At 59.2% G+C, this 24,249-nt stretch carries 23 protein-coding genes; 13 read left to right on the forward strand and 10 right to left on the reverse strand.

Annotated features, from left to right (window positions below):
* Positions 1-6: 6 nt before the first annotated feature.
* The 5 genes from RHP74_RS25035 to RHP74_RS25055 form a co-directional block, all read right to left on the reverse strand.
* Positions 7-1,272: a hypothetical protein gene (locus RHP74_RS25035; RefSeq protein ID WP_083375828.1), complete on the reverse strand. Its 1,266-nt coding sequence runs from the start codon at positions 1,270-1,272 to the stop codon at positions 7-9.
* Entirely contained in the window at positions 1,269-1,757 is a 489-nt protein-coding gene (locus RHP74_RS25040; protein ID WP_042933024.1) for a CS1 type fimbrial major subunit, read from the reverse strand. Before RHP74_RS25040 ends, RHP74_RS25035 begins: the two co-directional genes overlap by 4 nt.
* Before the next feature lie 5 nt (positions 1,758-1,762).
* A complete protein-coding gene (locus tag RHP74_RS25045) occupies positions 1,763-2,503 on the reverse strand; it encodes a molecular chaperone (RefSeq protein ID WP_311096556.1) in 741 nt (246 codons plus the stop codon).
* A gap of 38 nt (positions 2,504-2,541) precedes the next feature.
* Positions 2,542-5,064 (reverse strand): TcfC E-set like domain-containing protein, encoded by a 2,523-nt coding sequence (locus tag RHP74_RS25050; RefSeq protein WP_311096557.1) that lies wholly within the window; start codon positions 5,062-5,064, stop codon positions 2,542-2,544.
* A gap of 114 nt (positions 5,065-5,178) precedes the next feature.
* Positions 5,179-5,670, reverse strand: coding sequence for a CS1 type fimbrial major subunit (locus RHP74_RS25055; RefSeq protein WP_010457768.1), 492 nt, complete (start codon positions 5,668-5,670; stop codon positions 5,179-5,181).
* A 510-nt stretch (positions 5,671-6,180) separates the two neighbouring features.
* Between RHP74_RS25055 and RHP74_RS25060 the strand changes: the two genes are divergently transcribed.
* Together RHP74_RS25060 and RHP74_RS25065 are read left to right on the forward strand one after the other, a co-directional pair.
* Positions 6,181-6,759, forward strand: coding sequence for a PadR family transcriptional regulator (locus RHP74_RS25060; protein WP_010457769.1), 579 nt, complete (start codon positions 6,181-6,183; stop codon positions 6,757-6,759).
* Positions 6,756-7,538 (forward strand): siderophore-interacting protein, encoded by a 783-nt coding sequence (locus tag RHP74_RS25065; RefSeq protein ID WP_311096558.1) that lies wholly within the window; start codon positions 6,756-6,758, stop codon positions 7,536-7,538. The genes RHP74_RS25060 and RHP74_RS25065 overlap by 4 nt, the downstream gene beginning before the upstream one ends.
* A gap of 177 nt (positions 7,539-7,715) precedes the next feature.
* On the opposite strand, the gene RHP74_RS25070 is transcribed toward RHP74_RS25065, so the two are convergent.
* Positions 7,716-8,333: a Pr6Pr family membrane protein gene (locus RHP74_RS25070; protein WP_409201920.1), complete on the reverse strand. Its 618-nt coding sequence runs from the start codon at positions 8,331-8,333 to the stop codon at positions 7,716-7,718.
* A gap of 35 nt (positions 8,334-8,368) precedes the next feature.
* On the reverse strand, positions 8,369-8,599 hold the full coding sequence (locus tag RHP74_RS25075; protein WP_007903672.1) for a VF530 family DNA-binding protein: 231 nt from the start codon (positions 8,597-8,599) through the stop codon (positions 8,369-8,371).
* A gap of 283 nt (positions 8,600-8,882) precedes the next feature.
* On the opposite strand from RHP74_RS25075, the gene RHP74_RS25080 reads away from it, so the two are divergent.
* From RHP74_RS25080 to cmoB, 11 genes are all read left to right on the forward strand, one after another.
* Positions 8,883-10,265: a carbohydrate porin gene (locus RHP74_RS25080; RefSeq protein ID WP_311096560.1), complete on the forward strand. Its 1,383-nt coding sequence runs from the start codon at positions 8,883-8,885 to the stop codon at positions 10,263-10,265.
* 210 nt (positions 10,266-10,475) lie between these two features.
* On the forward strand, positions 10,476-12,887 hold the full coding sequence (locus RHP74_RS25085) for a glucose/quinate/shikimate family membrane-bound PQQ-dependent dehydrogenase (protein WP_083375822.1): 2,412 nt from the start codon (positions 10,476-10,478) through the stop codon (positions 12,885-12,887).
* Positions 12,888-13,374: 487 nt separating this feature from the next.
* Entirely contained in the window at positions 13,375-13,500 is a 126-nt protein-coding gene (locus RHP74_RS25090; RefSeq protein WP_311100615.1) for a hypothetical protein, read from the forward strand.
* A gap of 455 nt (positions 13,501-13,955) precedes the next feature.
* On the forward strand, positions 13,956-14,333 hold the full coding sequence (locus RHP74_RS25095) for a DUF6124 family protein (RefSeq protein ID WP_311096561.1): 378 nt from the start codon (positions 13,956-13,958) through the stop codon (positions 14,331-14,333).
* 748 nt (positions 14,334-15,081) lie between these two features.
* Complete coding sequence (lon, locus tag RHP74_RS25100; RefSeq protein WP_010457788.1) at positions 15,082-17,499, forward strand: endopeptidase La; 2,418 nt, start codon at positions 15,082-15,084, stop codon at positions 17,497-17,499.
* Positions 17,500-17,657: 158 nt separating this feature from the next.
* A complete protein-coding gene (locus RHP74_RS25105) occupies positions 17,658-18,134 on the forward strand; it encodes a hypothetical protein (protein ID WP_145308466.1) in 477 nt (158 codons plus the stop codon).
* Positions 18,135-18,261: 127 nt separating this feature from the next.
* Positions 18,262-18,654 (forward strand): protease inhibitor I42 family protein, encoded by a 393-nt coding sequence (locus tag RHP74_RS25110; RefSeq protein ID WP_221107261.1) that lies wholly within the window; start codon positions 18,262-18,264, stop codon positions 18,652-18,654.
* A gap of 2 nt (positions 18,655-18,656) precedes the next feature.
* Positions 18,657-19,307, forward strand: a complete 651-nt coding sequence (locus tag RHP74_RS25115; protein WP_311096562.1) for a lysoplasmalogenase — start codon at positions 18,657-18,659, stop codon at positions 19,305-19,307.
* Between the two features lie 146 nt (positions 19,308-19,453).
* Positions 19,454-19,942, forward strand: a complete 489-nt coding sequence (locus tag RHP74_RS25120) for a hypothetical protein (protein WP_221107264.1) — start codon at positions 19,454-19,456, stop codon at positions 19,940-19,942.
* A gap of 161 nt (positions 19,943-20,103) precedes the next feature.
* Positions 20,104-20,883 (forward strand): carboxy-S-adenosyl-L-methionine synthase CmoA, encoded by a 780-nt coding sequence (gene cmoA, locus RHP74_RS25125; protein ID WP_154501569.1) that lies wholly within the window; start codon positions 20,104-20,106, stop codon positions 20,881-20,883.
* The gene (gene cmoB, locus RHP74_RS25130) at positions 20,880-21,836 is read left to right on the forward strand and encodes a tRNA 5-methoxyuridine(34)/uridine 5-oxyacetic acid(34) synthase CmoB (RefSeq protein WP_010457799.1); all 957 of its coding nucleotides are present in this window, start codon (positions 20,880-20,882) and stop codon (positions 21,834-21,836) included. The genes cmoA and cmoB overlap by 4 nt, the downstream gene beginning before the upstream one ends.
* Positions 21,837-21,961: 125 nt before the next feature.
* On the opposite strand, the gene tadA is transcribed toward cmoB, so the two are convergent.
* From tadA to RHP74_RS25145, 3 genes are all read right to left on the reverse strand, one after another.
* Complete coding sequence (tadA, locus tag RHP74_RS25135) at positions 21,962-22,459, reverse strand: tRNA adenosine(34) deaminase TadA (protein ID WP_077749326.1); 498 nt, start codon at positions 22,457-22,459, stop codon at positions 21,962-21,964.
* Positions 22,459-23,835 (reverse strand): multicopper oxidase family protein, encoded by a 1,377-nt coding sequence (locus tag RHP74_RS25140; RefSeq protein WP_172791575.1) that lies wholly within the window; start codon positions 23,833-23,835, stop codon positions 22,459-22,461. The genes tadA and RHP74_RS25140 overlap by 1 nt, the downstream gene beginning before the upstream one ends.
* A 123-nt stretch (positions 23,836-23,958) precedes the next feature.
* Positions 23,959-24,249 carry a PTS transporter subunit EIIB gene (locus RHP74_RS25145; protein ID WP_010457805.1) on the reverse strand — a complete coding sequence of 97 codons (291 nt, stop codon included), beginning with the start codon at positions 24,247-24,249 and terminating at the stop codon, positions 23,959-23,961.

Here is a 24,249-nt window from a genome sequence, read left to right on the forward strand (position 1 = left end):
TCACGCTTAACCCACTTCCGAATCCCAAACCACCGTGACAGTGCCCGAGTACGTTCTGGCGACACCGGGCTTGATCATTTCCTCGACCTCATCCTGCGCAATCTCGAAGTGCAACGTGCCCGGTTTGCGATCGACATAAAAGCGCGGCTGGAACAGCTCGGTACCACTGCCGTCGCGCCGTAACAGCCGACGGCTGACCGGTTGATCGGTGGCATCCACCAAGCCATTGGGCAGGGTCACGCTGACGTCGAGCGGCACGACATGGCCTGAAGCCGGGTCGCGCACCGAGCAGCGGTTGCCATCGGTGCTGTACTGGCAGTCCAGGCTCATCTTGAAGCGACTCGATGAAGACACATTGAACGTCTGATCACGAAACAGCCGTGTGGGCTTGCGCCCTTGGGTCAGCCAAGCTTGCCAGCCGCCCTGCGGCACCAGTTCAACGCGATTGCCACCGGGTGGAATCTCGACCTTGAGAGTGTGCCGAACATCCAGAGAGAAGTTGAGGGTCAGTTGGTTGTCACTGGGGATCATGACATCGCCCATGTCGAAGTCCTGACGCGGACCGACGGTGTACGGCATGGTGCCGGTGTATTTGCCCGTCTTCATGGTCAGGGGGTTAGGCGTGCGCAGCTCATAAGCGAACACGAAGTACAGGTAGCGAAAGGAAAGCGGAATATCGAACTTCGCCGTCTTGCTGCACACGCCCACTCCTCTGGCGACTCGCCAGAAACTGTTGTAGCCCGAGGGCCCTGCCGAGTGCCAACCCACACTTGAACAGGGTATAGGCGCATAGGCCCAACCGCCACCTACCCACAAGTCATCCCACCAACCTCCTCCGGTCAGTTCAGTGACAGGGCGGGGAGTTGCGGCTTCGTGCCCGATCCCGCCGATACGAATGGAAAGCACCTCGGTATCACCCGACTCGTGGGTGACCACCACCTCTCTCCAGTCCGAGGGAACGCGGGCCATTCCGCCTTGCCGCGGGTCCGCATGGTTGGCCAGGATTGGCGCATTCGCCGTGAAGGAAATAGGCGCAATAAGGCTGAACAGCTTATAGGGCGCACAGGCCTGTGGTATCTGCCGGCAAAAACCTTCGGACGGGGTCATGTTGACGAACACGTTATTATTCGGCTTCGAGGAATCCGGCTCGAATACCGCTTCGATGTCCATCACTGCGGCCTGTATGGGCAGGGCAAACACCCCACACAACAGGCTGGCCGATGCAGCCCCCTTCAACGTCCGGGCTGATCGCTTATTCAATAAATTCATCATTTGGGCAACACCGCGTTGAAGACCATGTTGACGCTTCCAAAATAGTTGCCGGGTTTGTAAACCCCATCGGCGGGTGGCACAGGCAGCACTTCCAGTAAAACCCGCTTGCCCTGCGCGGCGTCGACCAGCGAAACCACCTCGCGGCTTTCCCCCTCGCTCAACAACTTTTCGTTGAACAGCACGCGCAATCCAATGTCATGGGCCTGCGTCCCGTTAGACAAGTAAGGCCGGCCCTCAAGGCGGGCTTCGATGGAACCGGCTTCACTCTTCACATCGAAATACTTGCGCAAGCCGCCCAGGGTCGAGGTCGTCAGATTCCATGGCAATGACTGTTCGCGGTGAATCCAGCCGGGGTCTGCGGGAATGACGTAGAACGCCTGGCTCGGGATCGTCACGAATACTTCAAAGTGCTGCACTTCGCGGGCCGCGAACGCACCATGGCAGGCCATCGCCGACACCATCAGGACCGTCAGTTGTCTGAACATAGTCATCAGCCCTTCACATCGAGTTTCTTGCGGCTCTCGCCTTCAACCAGGGTGAAGCGGTACTCGCGGCCAGCCTGTTTCTCGAACTCGAAATGGCGGCCGGCCAGAACATGATGCTTGGTGGTCGGCTGGCAGTCCTGGTCGTTCTTGACCGAGCAATCCTTGAACTCATCGATCACCACCACGGTGTTGCCGGTATTGCGGATCCGGTACCTGGCCGCCTCGTTTTCGATCACGCTGACGTAACGCGGGTCCTTGGGGCGAACGAAAAACACCGCGCCATACCCGGCCAGCACCGTGACCCCGGCGGACAGGGCTTTCCTGTACTGCTCACGCTCCTCGCCGGAGACGGCGAATTCGTCTTCCTTCTCGGGCACCACCGGTATGAAACGCACACGAAAATAGCGCTCTTTGTCGCGCTCGCCCATGTACAGCAACCGCGTGCCCTGCATGCCACTGGCGGGCACGATCAGTCGCGCCGGGCTGGCCATCAAGCCATCCCGGGAATTGCCCTCGGCATTGGATTTGAGCGGCACCTCCCGCGACTTGCCATCGGCGTCGTAGAGGATTTCAAGGATGTTGACCTTGACGAAAGCGGTGCTGTCGCCGCCGTTATAGACGCGTTTCAAAAAGGTACTTTTGTCGCCGTCCAGGTAGTCGTAGACCGTGCCGATATTGATGTTCGGCCCGGCGTGTGCCGTCTGGGTGAACAAACAAAAACCAATCAGTGCCAACCGACGTTTCATCGTCATTTACCTCATAAAAAAATGCGGGGTGCCGGGCATCAGCCTGCCGTCGGCGTCTCAAGCGTCAGGTCCGCCAGCGTGTCCGGCGTACAACGCAAATCACCAATCATCAGCACGTTGTTTTCCGTGCGGCCACGGCTCGGGTCCAGGCGGAACTGGCACAGCAACTGGTTGCCGTGGCGCACTTCCAGGGTCGGTGAACCGGCGTTCATTTCCATGGAGAAGAAGCCGTCCACCTCACTGACCCCGCGACTGGCGTGGTTGATGATGTGATGGCCCTTGAGCGGGTTGCCCTGGGGGTCGATCAGGCGACCGAGGACAGTGAGGGTTCGCATCACGCGAATCTGGCGATAGTCCACGCCGCCCTTGTTCAGGTGATAACTGGAACGGGCCGGCAGGATGGTCGCGGCAGGCACGTGATTGCCTTCGAAATCGAAACTGACGGAGCTGCTTTTGTAAGCCGTGATCGGCACAAAATTGCGTCCTGGCTTGAGGACTGCGCTGCCACCGCTCAGATCGTCGGCGCGTAAAGAGATGTCGTCGATGTCTGACTCGACATCGATGATCATGCCCGCGCCATTGCGGTGGTATTGGCTGGTCACGATCATCTTTTGCCCGCCGACCGCCACGGTGCTGTCGAGGTTGAGACCGCCGGTGAGGTCGTTGTTGTAGGACGAGCGCTGGATAAATCCGTCGCCGTTGACCCGGTCCGATTGCATCGTCGCCAGCGCATTCAAACCGAGGCCATAGGTGTCGGTGATGGCCGTGGCGGAAACGCTTTGCAGCAGGTGGTGCTGCAAGTCTTTGCGGTAAGTGATCGAGGCATTGTTATCACGCCCGCCATCGCGATCGGTGCGGGTGCCGATGCTGCCGGAGAGCTGCTCTCCCGGGCCACCCAGCGCCACGCTCACGCTCAGGTCAAGGCCGCGATTTCGATCATTGCCCGAACTGAAGCTGCCCGGCCTGTCGAACAGCGACAGGCGCCAATTGGCGTCGCTGCCGAACAGTTGCGTGCGTTGAGTCCAGCCCAGATCCACGCCGACCCCTTCGGTGTTGCCTTCGCTGTGGGACACCCGGGCATTGACCGAACTTTTGCTGGTGAGGCGATGATTGAGTGACAAGGACGAGTTGCTGGTCTGGCCGATAAATACATTGCGCTGCCGCACGCGCGTGCCGTCGGGCAAGGTGTCGTAGAGCCGGGTGGTGTCGAGCCAGCTGCGGTTATGGCTGGCGACGAGGCTGCCGCTGCCGTAGGAATAAAGCCCCTGCACGTCGAAACCGGTGCCGTAGTCCTGAGTCTTGTAGACGTTGGCGAAGACGCTGGCGTTGTTGACGATGGCCCAATCGACCGACGTGCCATATTGCAGGGTGTCTTTCACTTGCCGACCCGACAGGCCGAGAATCACCCGCGGGTGCAGCAGGAAGTTGAAGGCGGCGCCAGCGGTCATGTCGCCGTCGGCCTGCTCATCCCAGTTGCTGAGCATTTTCGATTCACGCCCGGCAAACAGGTTGTAGCGCCAGCGCTCGTCATGATTGCGCCAGTTGTTGGGTTTGTAGACCAGCTCCTGCGTGCTGGAGGTGATCTGGCCGTCTTCGATCAGCCGCACTTCCACTTCATAGATGCCGCCGGGCAATGGCCGCGTATCGAGGGTCTGCAAACCAGCCGGTATCGCCTGAGTATTGATCAGCAAACCGTCGCGATAGATTTCCACCGAGCCCTGGCGATTGGCCGTGACGTAGATCGGGTAGACCGCCGGTTTCGGGTTGTTGATGGCCAGGCTGTCGGAGCTGCCGTACATGACGCCGAGCGCGGTGTCAGGGCTGGCGCCGAAGGAGCGCGGCTGGCGCGTCAGGCCTTCCGAGGTGGGCGTGAACAAGCCCAGGCGCAGGAAGTTGCCTTCCAGTTCGCGCTGGGTAAAGAGCTCATGCACGGCGTGATAGAGCTGATTGTCCACACCGCCCAGGCGGGACAACTGCAGGTTCACCGCCTGGGTCCAGTTGCCCAGGCTGCTGCTCGCTTCCAGACCGTATCGACCACCGAGGTCCTGGTTCTGGCCGCCATTGAGGTTCAGCTGGTTGCGCACGATCAACCCGGTGCTGCCGTCTTCGGGCTGGTTGTAATAGCGTTGCACCTGATCATCGTGCTCGGCGTTTTCCGTGAGGATCGACACCAGCGAGTTTTCCAGGCTGTAGTGCACGGCCAGCAGTTGTTCGGGGCAATTGGCCTGGCAGGCGCCCAGCACCACGCCATGTTTGAGGTAGTTGGCCCAGATGTCGCGCTCGCTGGCTTTGATCGTGCTATCGCTGACATCGGTGAATTCAACGAGGGTGATGCGATCGTCGCGGGTCAGCACAACCATCGCCTCACCGAGAAACTGCTGATCAAGTTCCACGCGCACCGCCAGCGGCACATCAAAGAAGTGCTCTTCGAACTCGCTCGGTAATCCCTTGGCTTGCGCAAGCAGACTTCGGGGTGTGTGGCCGTTGTCCGCTGGCGCAGCCAGGGCAGTCGCACAAAAACATAGGGCAAGCGCCGTCGCGATGGGAGTCATCGGGAACATGAACGAAATACTCTGAAGATAAATTCGTTGAAACCCGATCGACAGGCACAACCTCCCTGGCGATCGGTGAACGTTGCCAAGTAAGACAGAACTTACTTACAGCACGCGTTTGCTTCAGATGCGCGGAATGGCATCAAAGATGACGACCGGGTTGGCGGTATAGATCCCCACCTGACTGTTGCCCGGCTTCTCTGCGGTAATCACCAGGTCGGCGCGCATGCCGCCGTTGGACTCGGTGTCGCCGACCACTTCCTGAGAATCAGCGGTCAACTCCGTGCCATTGAAGGTATAGGTCAGAGGAATGTTCAAGGCTGGATTACCGTTGAACAGCGGAGTAGGACCGCCCACGACATAAGCGCCGACCGAGCCGTTGGTGTGTTGAATATCATAGGTGCCACGGACTTCCGTCAGGGTGCCGGAGCCGACGAGATACTGCATTTTCTCGTCTTTACCGAAGTCTTTGTCTACAGGCTGAGCGTGGAAGACCTTGCTCGGAATATCAGCGGTAATGTTGATGGAGGTGCGCGATTCTTCCGCCGCGAACGCCATCGAAGTGCTCAGGGCCAGGAGGGTCATGGGAACGGCGATTGCAAACGTCTTGAACATTATTGAGTACCTGTATTTTTTCAAAGGATTGGGCCGAGGAAAGTCTGGAAAGCCGACATCTCTCCATACGGTGATGGCGATTTCACTTAACTTTCGACGCCGAAGAATGATCGTTCAATCCCTTGAAAAAGTAAGTACGCAACTTCCCAAGAACATGTAGTAACAATGGCGTTCGAACAATAGGAAAAACATTGAAAAAACGCCAACTCGATTGTTTTACCCTCAGAGAAAGACTACACACAGTTCTAATTGAAAAAGCACACAGATACGAACTAGTTGAATTCCGTCAGACGAAGACTACTTATCTTGCGACAGTGGAATAATTATCAATCGATGAACTTTCATGATTAGTTCAATTGCTCTAAAAGAGCAACCGATACCGCATTCCTCATCGCTGATCGCTTCTGAACCTCCAGCGGTGGCCGAGAACGACCGTTGGTCAAGAACGCTTGCGTCTGTCTAAAGATATATCTTAAGTTGTATCTAAACCCGACGAGAGAAGACGCAGAAATGAGAGACCATCATTCCCATCGCGACCATAGCGACAGCCGCGACGGCTTCGAGAAACGCCCAGGCCCCGGCCGTGAACGCGGCGGCCGCGGCCCCCGGGTGTTCGCCCCCGGCGACCTGAAACTGCTGCTGTTGGCGTTGATCGCGGAGCAGCCCTGCCACGGCTATGACCTGATCCGCCAGATCGAAAGCATGTTTGACGGCGCCTACTGCCCCAGCCCCGGTGTGATCTACCCGACCCTGACCTTTCTCGAAGAAAGCGAAATGATCCTGGGCGATGCCGAGGGCGGCAAAAAACGCTACACCATCACCGACGCCGGACGTCTGTCATTGACCGAACAGGCTATTGCGCTGGACGGCGTGCGAATGCGCATCGAGGTCAGCAAGCGCTCGTTGCGCGGCCATGATCGCCCCGCCGAGATCCACGAGGCGGTGCACAACTTGCGTCACGCCCTGCAAATGCATCACGGCCGCTGGAGCCCGGAAGAAATCCTGCGGGTTCGCGACCTGCTCAACAACACCGCCAAAGCCATCGTCGATGGCCCTGCCGTTCAACCCGTCCAGGAGAAAGCCGAATGACGGAAGTTGTGCACACCATTCACCGTGTCATGCACGAGATCAAACGCCGTCGTCTGCAAGTGCTGCGGGTGGTTGACCTGACCCCGCGGATGCGTCGGATCACCCTGGGCGGCCCGGAGCTGGCCGGCTTCGTCAGCCTGGGCACGGACGACCACGTCAAACTGCTGTTCCCGCAAAACGCGGCCGAACACGCCGCACTGGAAACCCTGGTGCTCGGTGCCGGCAAAGACAACGGGCCGATGCCGGCAATGCGCGACTACACGCCGCGTCGCTACGACCTCGACACCCTGGAACTGGACATCGATTTTGTCCTGCATGGCGACGGCCCCGCCTCGACCTGGGCCGAACAGGCCCAACCCGGCCAGTTCCTGCACATCGGCGGGCCGCGTGGCTCGATGATCGTGCCGGACATGTTCGACAGCTATTTGCTGATCGGTGACGAAACCGCCCTGCCCGCCATCGCCCGCCGGCTCGAAGGTCTGGCGGCCAATCGTCGTGCGCTGGTAATTGTGGAAGTGGAGAACGGCGCCGAGCAGCAACGCCTGGAAAGCGCCGCGCAGGTCAGTGTGATCTGGGTCTTGCGCGAGGGTGGCAAAGACAACTTGCTGACCACCGTGAAGCAGCTGCAAGTGCCGAGCGGCAACCTGTATGCGTGGGTGGCGACCGAGACCAAGGTGTCACGGCAGATTCGTCGTGTGCTGCTTGATGAGCACGGTTTGAATGAACAATTCGTCAAGGCCGTGGGGTACTGGCGGGCGGAGGGCAGCGACGAGGAGTGATCGAAGGCTGGCAACCTTCCTGTGGCGAGGGAGCTTGCTCCCGCCGGGCTGCAACGCAGCCCAAAATCCGCTCATTCGGTGTACGGTTAAAACTCGGTTGCAGGTTTTAGCGACGCTTCGCGGCGCAGCGGGAGCAAGCTCCCTCGCCACAAAAGCCCTTCACATCACCCTCAGTATTCACCGACCGCGCCACCGGTCCAATGCGATCATTATCAGAGCAATCACCACAAACCCCGCCAACAATCCACCCGCATTCAAAAACACCTGTGGATAACCCAAGGTGCCGACGTCAATGAACGGATAGGGATAAACCGCCAACTCATGCCCCCTCAGCAATGAATAGGCGAAATACACCAGCGGATAGATCACCCACAACCCGAGATGCCGCAGGCGCAACGTGCCCTTGGGCACGCACCACCACCAATACGCCAGGAACAGCAGCGGCATGACGTCGTGCATCAACTCATCGGCCAGAAACTGCCAGCCTTCGGGATGCCACAAATGGCGCAACAACAGGCTGTACGCCAGACCGACGACTACGATGCTCACGGCAATGGCGCTACTGACCCACGGCTGCAAAAACCAGCGTCGCGCCGCCGACTCGCGAGAGGTCCACTCACACGTCAGCACCACCGCCACCAACGTATTGGTCAACACGGTGAAATAGCTGAAAAAGCTCAGCAGCCCACCGATCAAGCTCGCTTCCAGTGTCCAGCGCGAGTACAGAATCAGGTACAGCTGAATGGCCAGTCCGGCCCAGCCCAGCACAGCGGCCACCGCCACAAAACGACGCATCGCGGCAGAACCTGGCGTCGACAGAAAGCCCATGTTCAGAGCGGGCGCTTGGTGCGCATCAGCTTCACGTACAAGCGCTCGACCTTCTCCCGCGCCCATGGGGTTTTACGCAGGAAGGTCAGGCTCGACTTGATGCTCGGGTCACTCTTGAAACAGCGGATATCAATGCGCTCGGCCAGCCCCGACCATTCGTAATGCTCCACCAGGGCGTTGAGGATTTGCTCCAGCGTCACGCCGTGCAGCGGGTTATTGTTCTGTTCGGTCATGCCGGGCCTTTGAGCGATGAAGGGGATTGGAAGCCGCGCACCTTAGCCGAGGGTGTCGCCGGGTGGAAGCGCTCTGTGCGCTCTCTGGTAAATGTAGGTGAACTTGAACCGATCGCTGTCCGGCACTGTTACCGAATACGAAATAATTCATGTCACGAAAAGCGCTTTCTCTATTTGTAACAGAACATTATCCTTGCGCCCGTCAAGCTGAAACGCTTCATCCAGGCGCGACATAGTGCCGCTTTCAGTTCACCCCCCAGAAAAGATCAAGAATTCCTTCTCTATGCCTGATTTCCCAACTCCGCGAGACAGCGCTGTCTGCATCGCTATTGCCAGTCGAAAAGCCCTGAACCTGATCGGTGGTTTCACTGCTTTTGGCCTGGCTACCTGCACCCAGGCCGCGCCCGCCTTCGATAGCGAATCGCCCTGGATGTTCGGCGACTGGAATGGCACGCGCACCGAACTTTCGGAAAAAGGCTACGACTTCAAAGTCGATTACACCGGCGAAATGGGCAGTAATCTGCACGGCGGCTACGACCACGATCGCACCGCACGCTACAGCGACCAGTTCGGTTTCGGTACGCACCTGGACTTGCAGAAAATCCTCGGCTGGGACGACGCTGAATTTCAGCTGACCGTCACCGAGCGCAATGGCAACAACATCAGCAACGACCGGATCAACGATCCGCGTGTCGGCGGTTTCACTTCGGCGCAGGAAGTCTGGGGCCGTGGGCAAACCTGGCGCCTGACGCAGATGTGGTACCAGCAGAAAGTTTTCGACCAGAAACTCGACATCAAAGTCGGCCGTTTCGGCGAAGGCGAAGACTTCAACAGTTTCCCGTGCGACTTCCAGAACCTGGCGTTTTGTGGCTCGCAGGTCGGTAACTGGGTCGGCGGCATCTGGTACAACTGGCCCGTCAGCCAGTGGGCAATGCGGGTGAAATATCACCTGACGCCGGAGCTCTACGCGCAAATCGGCGCGTATGAGCAAAACCCGTCGAACCTTGATCGCGGCAACGGCTTCAAGCTCAGCGGCAGCGGCACCCAGGGCGCGATTCTGCCGGTCGAACTGGTGTGGTCACCGACACTCAACGGCCTGCCGGGCGAATACCGCGCCGGTTATTACTACAGCAACGCCAAGGCCACGGATGCCTACAAGGACAGCAATGGTCAGCCGGCAGCCCTGAGCGGCGAGGCTTACCGCAGCGCATCGAGCAAGCACGGCGTGTGGCTGGGTGTGCAGCAGCAGATCACCAGCCGAGCCAGCGACAATTCGCGCGGCCTGAGCGTGTTCGCCAACGGCACGATGCACGACAAGAAGACCAACGCCATCGACAACTATGTCCAGGCCGGCGTCGTCTACAAAGGCCTGTTCGATGCGCGCGCCAAGGACGACATCGGCTTTGCCCTCGCCCGGGTTCACGTCAACCCGGCCTATCGCAAGAACGCCGAAGCGACCAACCAGGCCCGCGTCGTCTATGACTACGACGATCCCTCGTTCCTTCCGCCCCAGGACACCGAATACAGCGCCGAACTCTATTACGGCGTGCACGTCACGAACTGGCTGACCGTGCGCCCCAACCTGCAATACATCCGCCACCCCGGTGGCGTGGACAAGGTCGATGACGCGCTGATCGGCGGGATAAAAATCACCTCGTCCTTTTAAGACACACACAAAACCTGTGGGAGCGAGCCTGCTCGCGAAGGGCCGTCAGCCTGAACATCAATGCCGACTGTCCCATCGCTTTCGCAAGCAGGCTCGCTCCTACAGGGAACGCACCAACCGAACCTTTTTTATCTGAACCATGCCCGCACAGGATCGTCATCTACAGTGAACTTGCGCGGGACTACTTGAAACGTCACGGAGAACCACACTATGAGCACTGATGGTGCTTTGAGTCGAAGCCGTCTACTGCCGACCCTGCTCGGCATTCTGCTTCTGCTAATGGGCCTGGCCATGCTGGCCGGCGGGATCAAGCTGAGCCTGCTCGGCGGCTCGTTGTATTACCTGCTGGCCGGTATCGGCCTGACACTGACCGGCGTGCTGCTGATCCTGGCCCGCCGCGCTGCACTGGGCCTCTACGCACTGGTGCTGTTCGCCAGTACCGTGTGGGCCTTGTGGGAAGTCGGCCTCGATTGGTGGCAACTGGTGCCGCGTCTGGCGATGCTGTTTGCGCTGGGCCTCGTCATGTTGCTGCCGTGGTTCCGCCGTCCGTTGCTGATTACCGGCCCTGCGCCGATGGGCACCGGCGCACTGAGCGTGGCCGTGGTACTCGCGGGCGTTGCCGCACTGGCCAGCCAGTTCACCAACCCGGGTGAAATCAAAGGCGAACTGGACCGCGACAGCGTGCCCGGCATGACCAACACCGCCCCGGCCATGCCCGACGGTGACTGGAATTCCTACGGTCGTAGCGCTCATGGTGATCGTTACTCTCCACTGGCGCAGATCACCCCGCAGAACGTGAACAAGCTCGTTCCCGCCTGGACCTATCGCACTGGCGACCTGCCAGGGCCGAACGATCCGGGTGAAACCACCGCCGAAAACACCCCGCTGAAAGTCAACGGCATGCTCTACGTGTGCACGCCGCACAGCCAGGTGATCGCGCTGGACCCGGACACCGGCAAGGAAATCTGGCGGTTCGATCCGAAGCTCTCCACGCAAAACGCGGCGAACTTCAAGGGTTGGGCGCACATGACATGCCGTGGCGTAACCTATCACGATGACGCCGTCTACGCGTCCGAGCAAAGCCCGACCGGCACCGCCAGCCCTGCGCCGGTCAGCACCGTCTGCCCACGCCGGATCTTCCTGCCGACCGCCGACACCCGCCTGATCGCCCTCGACGCCGACACCGGCAAGATGTGCGAAGACTTCGGCGACAAAGGCCAGGTCGACTTGACTGCCAACATCGGCGGCTTCAATGCCGGCGGTTACTACTCCACCTCGCCTCCAGCGGTCACTAAAGACCTGGTGGTGATCGGCGGCCACGTCACCGACAACGTTTCTACCGACGAACCCAGCGGCGTCATCCGCGCGTTCGACGTGCACACCGGCAAACTGGTGTGGAACTGGGACAGCGGCAACCCGGACGACACCACGCCGATTGCCGAAGGCCAGGTCTACACGCGCAACTCGCCGAACATGTGGTCCATGTTCGCCGTCGACGAAAAGCTCGGCATGCTTTACCTGCCGATGGGCAACCAGACCCCGGACCAGTTCGGTGGTGATCGCACCCCTGAGTCGGAACTGCACGCCGCCGGCCTGACCGCCCTCGACATCGCGACCGGCCAGGTGCGCTGGCACATGCAGTTCACCCACCATGACCTGTGGGACATGGACGTCGGTGGCCAGCCTACCCTGATGGACCTGAAAACCGCTGACGGCGTGAAGCCAGCGGTACTCGCTTCGACCAAGCAAGGCAGCATTTACGTGCTGGACCGCAGCACCGGCAAACCGATTGTGCCGATCAACGAAGTGCCGGTGCCCCAAGGCGCTGTCGCTGGTGATCACACCTCGCCGACCCAACCCAAATCCGACCTCAACCTGATGCCGCCGCCGCTGCAAGAGCGCGACATGTGGGGCGTGACACCGTTCGACCAACTGATCTGCCGGATCGACTTCAAATCCATGCGCTACGACGGCCCGTTCACACCGCCATCGCTGCAGGGTTCGATCGTTTATCCCGGCAACTTCGGCGTGTTCGACTGGGGCGGCATCGCGGTTGACCCGGTGCGTCAGATCGCTTTCGTGAACCCGAGCTACATGGCGTTCAAATCGAAAATGATCCCGGCCGCCGAAATCGCCGCCCAAGGCCCGCGTAAAAGCGAAACCGAAGGCGTGCAGCCGAACAAAGGCGCGCCTTACGGCGTCGTCCTCGAAGCCCTGCTCTCGCCAATGGGCCTGCCGTGCCAGGCGCCGGCCTGGGGTTATGTGGCCGCGGTCGACCTGACCACCCAAAAAACCATCTGGAAACATAAAAACGGCACCGTGCGCGACAGCTCACCGGTTCCTATCCCGCTGAGCATGGGCGTGCCTAGCCTGGGCGGCACCTTCACCACCGCTGGCGGCGTCGGCTTCCTGAGCGGCACCCTCGACCAGTACCTGCGCGCCTACGACGTGAAAAACGGCAAGCAGCTGTGGGAAGGCCGCCTGCCTGCCGGCGCTCAAACCACGCCAATGACCTACACCGGCAAGGACGGTAAGCAATACGTGCTTGTCGTTGCGGGCGGTCACGGGTCGCTGGGCACCAAGCAAGGTGACTATGTGATTGCGTACAAACTGTCCGAATAAGGTTTAGCGGCGGTTAAAGGAAAGGCGACTCCTGCGAGGGGGTCGCCTTTTTTTTGCATCGCTGCACATCAAAATGTAGGAGTGAGCCTGCTCGCGATAGCGGGCTGTCAGCCACCCAGGATGTTGAATGTTAAACAGCTATCGCGAGCAGGCTCGCTCCCACATTGGGTCGTGTCGGGCCTGAATATTTTTTCCAACGTCCTACAGCCGTTGCTGTTCTGGCGGAGAATTCCGACAAGTTCTGGAGGTTGTTGTGTCAGAAGCCCGTTCGATAGGCTTTCGGGGTCGCTGCAAATTGAGCGGCAGGGTTTGGTCGCCCGGGTTTAGAATGGCGCACTTTTCGTGCTTGCTTCATGGCGAGCTGTGCGTGGGAGGGCTCCGGCCCTGCCGGGTTCCATTCCCTGGTCGACCAACCTGCGTATGGTTCGCCACCCAACTGCTTGGTCGCAGTCGTGGCGAACTTCCAGTCCCCGAATGGAGCTTCACCATGCTCAAAGAAACCCCGAATCCCCCGCCAACCGACGACGTTTCCCCCTACGAATCCCTCGATTCCAAAAAACTCCACGATGCCGCCGATAACGTCGCCATCACAAAACCTGCGCCACACAGCTGATCCCCTGTAGGAGCGAGGCTTGCCCGCGAAGGCGGTGTGTCATTCAACATCAATGTCGTCTGACACTCCGCCTTCGCGAGCAGGCTCGCTCCCACATTGGGCCGTGTCGGGCCTGAATTTTTTTGCCAGCGTCCTACAGCCGTGACTTTTATGGAGGAGGATTCCGACAAGTTCTGGCGGTTGTCTTGTCGGAAGCCAGGGGGATAGGCTTTCGGAGTCGCTGCACATCAGCGACCAGGCGTCGCGGCCTGAATCAGCTTACTTGGTGCATAATCACCCGCCTCAACCGACCAGCCTTCTGTGCGTGTCGTTTGGTCTTATGGTGGCTGTGCGCGGGATACCCTCGGGTATGCCGGGTTTCCAAGTAGCTCGGTCCGCGAACCTGCGTACAGCTGCCACCTACCATCGCGTCGCGGCGATCAGTGGCGGCTCCATTACTTACTTGGAGCTTCACCATGTTCAAAGAAACCCCGAATCCCCCGCAAAACGACGACGTTTCCCCCTACGAATCCCTCGACTCCAAAAAACTCCACGATGCCGCCGAGCGCGCATTGGATCACTACCTCAACCCAGCAGCCCTCAAATCCCCTGCTACCCGCAAACCCAGCACGATGTTTTTGATCGCCCCGGATATCAAGGACGAAGACCTGCTGGCCCACACCTGCGAGTCATTGGCCCAGGCCAGCGTGATGGCGAGCGATTTCGCGGACTATCTGGAAGGCCCGCACCGACACAAGGCAATGGCGATTCAGCAGATCGTGATGCTGGCCGAACTGGCGGCGAACCGGATGCTCGATAACGTCGCCATCACAAAACCTGCGCCACACAGCTGATCCCCTGTAGGAGCGAGGCTTGCCCGCGAAGGCGGTGTGTCATTCAACATCAATGTCGTCTGACACTCCGCCATCGCGAGCAGGCTCACTCCTACAGTGGAATGTGTGTACCTGCAAGAGATTGGTCGGCTGTCAGGCCGCCTTCGCGAGCAAGCCTCGCTCCTACAGTGGAATGGGTGTACCTGCAAGAGATTGGTCGGCTGTCAGGCCGCCTTCGCGGGCAAGCCTCGCTCCTACAAGGGGTTCGGTGTAAACGCTTCGCTCTTCACCACTCATCAGGCCGAGCGTTAGCTCGCCTGCAGCTTTTGATCTTGATCCACCCGCCCCTTTCGGGAGGCTGAGTGGAGGTGTTCATCCGGGGAGTGGCGCGTAGCGCCGTTCGACGCAGTCGAACACGCTGCATGTAGGTCGTCGCGAAGCAGACCGGAGGGCAGTGTTCCCGGATGGATACCGGAGCGAAGGTACGCCGAGCCTTAGCGAGGGGCCGGACGCTTGGGGCGAGCGTTTTTTTGCTTACTTTTTTTAGGCGCTTGTAAAAAAAGTGAGTCGCCGTAAGGGCGAAACCGCCAGCCGCCGTTGCCGCAGAAACGGATATGTACCCAACCCCCAAGAACATGGTCGGCCCAAAGGCCGCCAAGTCAAAAGCACCTGTCTCAAACCTGAACACACACCCAGAAATATCCTGCCCCATTGAAACCACCCCCCACCTGCCCCATCTAAGACCCATACCCCATTGCGCAGGTGCCCCATGAGCGACCAGCAAGAATTCCCTGAAGACCCGAGCGAATACGCCGACCCAGAGAACGCCGAACACCATTCCACCGGCAAAGGCCTCGCCCTGCCCGGCCAGAACCTGCCGGACAAGGTCTACATCATCCCGATCCACAACCGCCCGTTCTTCCCGGCCCAAGTGCTGCCGGTCATCGTCAATGAAGAACCGTGGGCTGAAACGCTGGATCTTGTGAGTAAATCCGATCACCACTCCCTGGCCCTGTTCTACATGGACACGCCCCAGGAAGATCCGCGCCATTTCGACACCTCGGCCCTGCCGCTGTACGGCACCCTGGTCAAGGTGCACCACGCCAGTCGCGAAAACGGCAAACTGCAATTCGTCGCCCAAGGCCTGACCCGCGTGCGCATCCGCACCTGGCTCAAACACCATCGCCCGCCGTATCTGGTGGAAGTCGAATACCCGCACCAGCCCACCGAGCCGACCGACGAGGTCAAGGCCTACGGCATGGCGCTGATCAATGCGATCAAGGAACTGCTGCCGCTCAACCCGCTGTACAGCGAAGAGCTGAAAAACTACCTCAACCGCTTCAGCCCCAACGATCCGTCGCCGCTGACCGACTTCGCCGCCGCCCTGACCTCGGCCACCGGCAGCGAGCTACAAGAAGTGCTCGACTGCGTGCCTATGCTCAAGCGCATGGAAAAAGTCCTGCCGATGCTGCGCAAGGAAGTCGAAGTTGCACGGCTGCAGAAAGAGATTTCCGCCGAAGTTAACCGCAAGATCGGCGAGCATCAGCGCGAGTTCTTCCTCAAGGAACAACTCAAGGTCATCCAGCAAGAGCTGGGCCTGACCAAAGACGACCGCAGCGCCGACATAGAACAGTTCGAGCAGCGTCTGGAAGGCAAGGTGCTGTCGAGCCAGGCACAGAAACGCATCGAAGAGGAAATGAACAAGCTGTCGATCCTCGAGACCGGTTCGCCGGAATATGCCGTCACCCGCAACTACCTCGACTGGGCGACCTCGGTGCCGTGGGGCGTGTACGGCGAGGACAAACTCGACCTCAAGCACGCACGCAAGGTGCTGGACAAACACCACGCCGGCCTCGACGACATCAAGGACCGCATCCTCGAATTCCTTGCGGTCGGTGCTTATAAAGGCGAGATCAGCGGCTCCATCGTCTTGCTGGTCGGCCCGCCGGGCGTGGGTAAAACCAGTGTCGGCAAATCCATCGCCGAATCCCTCGGCCGGCCGTTCTACCGCTTCAGCCTCGGCGGCATGCGCGACGAAGCCGAGATCAAGGGCCACCGCCGCACCTACATCGGCGCGCAACCGGGCAAACTCGTGCAAGCGTTGAAAGACGTCGAAGTGATGAACCCGGTGATCATGCTCGACGAAATCGACAAGATGGGCCAAAGCTACCAGGGCGACCCGGCCTCGGCGCTGCTGGAAACGCTGGACCCGGAACAGAACGTCGAATTTCTCGACCACTATCTCGACCTGCGGATGGACCTGTCGAAAGTGCTGTTCATCTGCACCGCCAACACCCTGGATTCGATTCCCGGCCCATTGCTGGACCGGATGGAAGTGATTCGCCTGTCGGGTTACATCACCGAAGAAAAAATCGCCATCGCCAAGCGTCACCTGTGGCCCAAGCAGCTGGAAAAGGCCGGCGTGTCCAAAGGCAGCTTGAGCATCAGCGACAGCGCGCTCAAAGCCCTGATCGACGGTTATGCCCGTGAAGCCGGGGTGCGCCACTTGGAAAAACAACTGGGCAAGCTGGTGCGCAAAGCCGTGGTGAAGTTGATCGACGAGCCGAAAGCGGTGATCAAAATCGGGCCGAAAGACCTGGAAGCCTCGCTCGGCCATCCGGTGTTCCGCAACGAGCAAGTGCTGTCCGGCACCGGCGTGATCACCGGGCTGGCCTGGACCAGCATGGGCGGCGCAACATTGCCGATCGAAGCCACGCGCATCCACACGCTCAACCGTGGCTTCAAACTCACCGGGCAACTGGGCGACGTGATGAAAGAGTCGGCGGAAATCGCCTACAGCTACGTCAGCTCGAATCTGAAGTCGTTTGGCGGTGATCCGAAATTCTTCGACGAAGCCTTCGTCCACCTGCACGTCCCGGAAGGCGCCACCCCGAAAGACGGCCCGAGCGCCGGCGTGACCATGGCCAGCGCCCTGCTCTCGCTCGCCCGAAACCAGGCGCCGAAAAAAGGCATCGCCATGACCGGCGAACTCACGCTGACCGGGCATGTACTGCCGATTGGCGGGGTGCGTGAGAAGGTGATTGCGGCGCGGCGCCAGAAAATCTTCGAATTGATCCTGCCGGAGCCGAACCGTGGCAGTTTTGACGAACTGCCGGACTACCTGAAGGAAGGGATTACCGTGCACTTTGCCAAGCGCTTTGCGGATGTGGCGAAGATTTTGTTCTGAATGAATGTTCGCCATCATGCCTGCACTGCAGGTGTGCTGGCGAACCACTCTTATTCCTAATAAAGCTAAGTAACTGTCAGACATGACAGTTACCTCCTATTGAATTGATCGCCAAACTTCCCACTCGAGAATGGCTCATCATCAAAAGGAATTAGCACATGACCACAGATAAAATCAGCCCCTCTACCGAAGAACTGTTCGCCTTGGATGGCAACATGACGTTCATGGGGCCCGGTCGGCTTGAGTTCAGATCGAATGATCTGGAGATTCGACTTTTAATCCTGAACGAAACGACGATAGGTTTTTATCAGAACCGGAACCGTCCTGCCGAAAAGCACCTGTCGTTTACTTTCAGCAAAGACATTAAAAGTGGCACTCACGAACTTGCGCAAGCGGGCCCCTTCCTCGCGGCGAATTTCCATGAAGTGCTTAACAATCAACTGGGCATGCAATCCCCCGAGCATTACAAAGCAACCAAAGGCACGGTAAACCTGGTTCTTTTGGACAACTCACCTGATCAAACCAGTCATATTGTCACTGGTTTCAATCTGACTCTGGAGTCGTCGACTACCGGTAAAAGCATTGATCTTTCCGGAGAATTTCAAAGCCACATGACTTACACCACGGCGAAATAGGCCTGACTGCACCTCTACGGGCGCTAAACAGGTACCAGAAGATCGCGCCCGTAGTACCTTCCGTCACAATTTGTCTCATCTTCAGTTATGCTCGCCGTTCGTCGTGAATGCCGGAGCCACTGACCTTATGTCCCCCACTCGCCTGTTTGTCCCCCTCGCCCTCACCTTGCTGGCCGCTTGCGCCACGCAACCGAAACAGAACGTGACCGTGGAAAAACAAGGCGAATGCCCGGTGCAAATGCACAATGGACAGAACCTCATCCTAACCCTGCCAAGCAACCCGACCACGGGTTATCGCTGGTCGATCCAGGATTCGGCTGGTGGTGTGCTGCATGCGCTCAGCCCCGAGGTGTACAGCAACCCGGAAGACGCCGGGATCGTCGGCAGCGCCGGCATTTCGACCTGGCGCTTCCAGGCATTTGCCATCGGTACAGGCCGCTTGCGCCTGACCTATTCACAGCCATGGGCCCCGGAAGTGCCGGCCGTGAAAACCTTCGATTGCGCGATTGCGGTTAACTGATCGTGGGCTGGCTGATTCTGGCGCTGATGGGCGCAGTGACCTTTCTGTATGGCTTGAGCGTGCACGCTGCGCTGCTGTGCCTGCTGGTCAAACCGTTGCCGGTCTTGGCGCTGCTCGGTTGGCTGCACGACGCACCGCCCACTGAGTATCGGCGCTGGATCAGCCTCGGATTGATTTTCTCCCTGCTCGGCGATGTGTTGCTGGCGTGGCCGGGGGATTTGTTTGTGTTTGGCCTTGGGGCATTTCTGGTCGCCCACCTGGCGTATCTGAAAGCTTACTTGAGCGATTGCCGGCGGTTGGCGTTGTTGCCATTGGTGATTGCCTTGGGGGTTGGCGCGGTTCTGTTGGGGATTTTGATTTCCCACGGACTGGGCCCACTGTTGATTCCGGTGATCGTCTACGGTTTGGCCATCAGTGCGATGCTCTGGCGGGCGCTGGCCCGGCTCGGGACCGACGTGCCGAAACGCTCGGCGCTGCTGGCGGCGGCGGGTGCGGTGGCGTTTGTGTTTTCCGATAGCGTGATTGGCATCAGTCGCTTTGCGGTGCCATTCGATGCTGCGCCCTACGTGATCATTCTCAGTTACTGGCTGGGGCAATGGGGGATTGCGGCGTCTGCGTTTGGTAAGGAAAGTACCGTAGGTGGTTCGGAGTAAACTGTTTGTCGTAATGAAATAAAAAATAGACCCTATCGCCAAACGTTATAAACAGCTGTCAGATCTGACAGTAGTCCGATGTTCCTTGTGAATTTATTATTTGTTCGGCGTCACCCCATCACACATATAATACAAGGAAGAGTTTTATGAGTTTTTTTCAAAGCAAAAACACACTCGCGTCTGCAGATCCAATTATTACCGTCAGCGCAGAAACTCAAGCGACAGTTTCAAACCGGGTAAAGTTTGACAGTCAAATTGTCGAATTCGAGGCCGATCCCAACAGTAATCAAATCGCGCTGGTCACTCGCGCGAACACACAAGACTACTCACATAGAAGTAAAAAAGGTCTGGTGCTGGTATTTGATAAAAATATCAAATCCGGCACCTATTCGGTCGCCGATCAAAGCTTCCCCTTCGAAGATGTTTATTATTTTGAAACGGGAACCATCCCTGGCTTTACGACCTCTTTTGCTTATAAGCCTAATAGCGGTTCTTTCACGGTAGAAACGGTTGAGAGCAGTTCTGAGAAACTGCATTATCAAATCGGCTTTGATTTCAAAGGCGTAAATGAGCAAAATGAAGAGCTCAAAATCTCTGGCAAATCCACCTATATCGTGTTGCTTAAACAGCAGTAATCACCTGAATGGCCAAGTCTCAACTTCAGGATTTGGCCATTCGTTTTTATCTGTCGTGTTCCCCACCGACAGCTCCCTGCCCCAACGGCTCACAATCCCCCATCGGGCATCTCTCACGCTTTATCAGACAACCCGCGCATCCCCCCGTCAATTTGGCTAAAATGCCGGCCTTTTCCACCTACGCCGCTGGAACCGCCGTGAGCAAAGAACCCGATCGCCTTTTCGCCCAGCCTTTGGCCCAGGTGCCCGACTTCGCCTTTAACGAGGACGTGGTGCGGGTGTTCCCGGACATGATCAAGCGCTCGGTGCCGGGTTATCCGACCATCGTCGAGAACCTCGGCGTGCTCGCCGCGCAATTCGCCCAGCCCAACAGCGTGCTCTACGACCTCGGCTCATCCCTGGGCGCCGTGACTCAAGCATTGCGCCGCCACGTGCGCACCGACGGTTGCCGCGTGATCGCTGTGGATAACTCCGCCGCGATGGTCGAGCGCTGCCGTGAATACCTCAACGGTCAAGACTCGATGTTCCAGGAGTTGCTGCCCGTGGAAGTGATCGAAGGTGACATCCTCGCCCTCGAATTCCAGCCCGCCTCTGTGGTGGCACTGAACTTCACCCTGCAATTCATCGCCCCGGACCAGCGCACCGCATTGCTCTCGCGCATCCGCCAATCGCTGCTGCCTGGCGGTGCGTTGATCCTCTCGGAGAAGCTGCGCTTCAACGACCTCGAAGAACATGCGTTGCTCACTGATTTGCACGTCGCGTTCAAACGCGCCAACGGCTACAGCGAACTGGAAATCGCCCAGAAGCGCAGCGCCATCGAAAACGTCATGAAGCCCGACAGCCTCGAAGAACACCGCGAGCGCCTGTTGGCGGCCGGGTTCTCGAAAGTCGTGCCGTGGTTCCAGTGTCTTAACTTTGCCTCGTTGATTGCCTTGCCATGATTGATCTGTCCCCCCTCGCCCGCCGTCTGGCCGGCACGCCGCTGGCCGAATGGGCCAACACCCTGCAAGCGCAACTCGACAAGAAAATGGAAAAGGGCCACGGCGACCTGGAGCGCTGGCAAAGTGCGCTGGATGCGTTGCCGAAGATTCAGCCGAGTGAAGTCGACTTGTTGAACGGTCTGACACTGGACACCGATTGCGACCCTGAGACCCGCGCGCAAATGCGCACCGCGTTGATGGGGTTGTCGCCATGGCGCAAAGGACCGTTTGACCTGTTTGGTGTGCACGTCGACACGGAATGGCGTTCGGACTGGAAATGGTCTCGGGTCGCGCCGCACCTGGACCTCAAGGGCAAACGCATCCTGGATGTGGGGTGCGGCAATGGTTATTACATGTGGCGCATGCTTGGTGCTGGCGCCGACAGTGTGATCGGTGTCGACCCGAACTGGCTGTTCTTCTGCCAGTTCCAGGCGGTGCAGCGTTACTTGTCAGAACCCAATGCCTGGCACCTGCCGTTCCCTTTCGAAGACCTGCCACCGAATATGGAAGGCTTCGACACGGTATTTTCCATGGGCGTGTTCTACCACCGCCGTTCACCGATCGAGCATTTGCTGGCGCTGAAGGATTGCCTGGTCAAGGGCGGTGAACTGGTGCTGGAGACGTTGGTGATCGAAGGCGATCAACAGCAGGTGCTGGTGCCGGAAGACCGATATGCGCAGATGCGCAACGTGTGGTTCCTGCCGTCGGTGCCGGCGCTGGAGTTGTGGTTGCGACGTGCCGGGTTTACGGACGTTCGCTGTGTCGACGTGAGCGTGACCACGGTCGAGGAACAGCGCGGGACGGAGTGGATGAAGTATCAGTCGTTGAGTGACTTCCTGGATCCGGACGATCACAGCAAAACGATTGAAGGACTGCCGGCGCCGATGCGTGCCGTCATCGTGGCCCGTAAGTAAATCTATCAAACACCGCATAACCCTGTAGGAGTGAGCCTGCTCGCGATGGCGGTCTGACAGTCACATCAATATTGACTGTCAGACCGCCATCGCGAGCAGGCTCACTCCTACATTGGGCTTTGTGTTTATTCCGTGGGCTTTGCGCGTCTAGCCTTGAAAAACTCGCTGAGTACCGCCCCGCATTCCTCCGCCAACACCCCGCCTTCAAACAACACCCGGTGGTTCAAGAAGCCCTGGGTAAAAAACTGCCCCTGACTCTGCACAATCCCGGCCTTGGGCTCCAGCGCGCCATACACCACCCGCGCAATACGTGAATGCACGATCAGCCCTGCGCACATGCTGCACGGTTCAAGGGTTACGTACAGCGTGCTGCCTGGCAGACGATAGTTGCTGGCGGCCAAGGCTGCGGCGCGGATTGCGACCATTTCGGCGTGGGCACTCGGGTCGTTGCCGCTGATCGGGCAATTGAAGCCGCGACCGATGATCTCGCCGTTCTGCACCAACACGGCGCCCACGGGCACCTCACCCAGCGCCGCGCCTTGTGCGGCCAGGGCCAGGGCTTCGCGCATGAAGTCTCGGTCACGGCTGCGGTCGATGATCGCGGCGGGACGTATCTGACGCATCAGGCCACCTCGATAGCGGCCATCAGGCCGGTTTCCATGTGATCGATCACATGGCAATGGAACATCCACACGCCGGGGTTATCCGCCACCAGCGCCACTCGTGCGCGCTCGTTCTTGCCCAACAGGTAGGTGTCGGTGAAGTACGGGATCACCTTGTGCCGGTTCGAGGCGATGACCTTGAAGCTCATGCCGTGCAGGTGAATCGGGTGCTGATACTGAGTCATGTTCTTCAATTCGAAAATGTAGCTCTTGCCCTTTTCGAGCTTGGCAATCGGGCGGTCGGCGCAGGTCTTGTCCGTGATGTCCCAGGCCTTGCCGTTAATCTGCCACAGGCTCGGCGGCTTGCCGTTGTCGACGTTGACCGACACCGAGCCCACCCATTCGAAATTGAAGTTGAGTTTCTCGGCATTGGCCAGGTCTGGCTCGGCCACCGGGTTGGCCGGCAGGGCAGCGGGCCATTCGGTGGGTGCATCGGTGTTGGCCACCGAGCGCAACGTGCCCAGGCGAACCGGGCCGTTGCGCAGGGACAGTTCTTCACCCGCGGGCGGCGCCTTGATCGCCAGGCAGATACGCATGCCCGGGCCGAGCCAGTATTCCTTGCCCATGGGCCGCGGCTCCACCGGATTGCCATCCAGCGCGTAGATCTGCGCTTCGACGCCAGGAATATTGAGGCGATAGGTCAGGGTGTTATCGAGGTTGAGCAGGCGCACGCGGGTGATTTGCCCGGCGGGCAAGTCGATCACCGCTTGCGAGACACCGTTGATGGTCGACAGCCGTCCCGCCGTGCCACCACGGGCGGCTTCGCGAGGAATGCTGAAGGCCACGAAAGCCCCCTCTTCATCGACGTGCCAGCTCTTGAGGCTCAGGGTTTTTTCGTATTTGAAACCGGTGGGCTCGCGCTCTTCGACGATCAGCGGGCCGACAAGGCCGCGGCCGAGCTCTTCGCTGCTGTTCACGTGCGGGTGATACCAGTAACTGCCCGCGTCTGGCACACGGAATTTGTAGTCGAAGTATTCCCCAGGCAGCACCGGCAATTGCGAAACGTACGGGACACCGTCCATTTCCAGCGGCAGGCGGATGCCGTGCCAGTGAATGGTGGTCGCCACCGGCAGATGGTTGATGAAACGCACCCGCAACCATTCACCCTGACGAACCCGCAACTCGGTGCCCGGTGCCGAAGGGCCGAACGCCCAGGCTTCGGTCTTGTGCCCGGCGACCAGTTCGACGTCCAGCGGTGCGGCGATCAGCTCATAGTCATGACCGGCGTCAGCATCAGCCATCTTGCCCAGCCAGTACCGCGACGCGCCCCCCGCTCCGACACCAACGACAACAAGACCGGCCAGGCCACCGAGGATTTGGCGACGGGTAAAGGACATGAACTCAACTACCTCACGTATCAGCGACAGGCCCGAGGGCCTGTAAAAGGCGAATACGATACACCTGCGGATGAGAAACAGTAAGGGCGACCGAGGGCCGCACATCCCCCTGAAGGGAATCGGTTATGGCTGCAGGCCGGTAATCAGATGCACCACCCCGTCGTCCAGCATCATGACGCCCGGCACACCTGCCACACTCAATGCCTGCCGATCCATCCGCGCCACATCCCGCAACGCCACCCGGACCCGGGTCAACGCTACAGGCTGCTGAGACTTGAGGTTATCCACGCCACCCAGTGCGTCCACGACATTCGCTGGCAACCCGGATACCGGCTGAACAACTGCCTTCGGCTCCTCCGCCACCAGATCCGGCGTCAACGCTTTCCAGAACGCCCGCTGCATTTTCTCGAACAT

It is taken from the genome of Pseudomonas sp. SG20052 (genome assembly GCF_031766055.1).
Lineage (GTDB): Bacteria > Pseudomonadota > Gammaproteobacteria > Pseudomonadales > Pseudomonadaceae > Aquipseudomonas > Aquipseudomonas mandelii.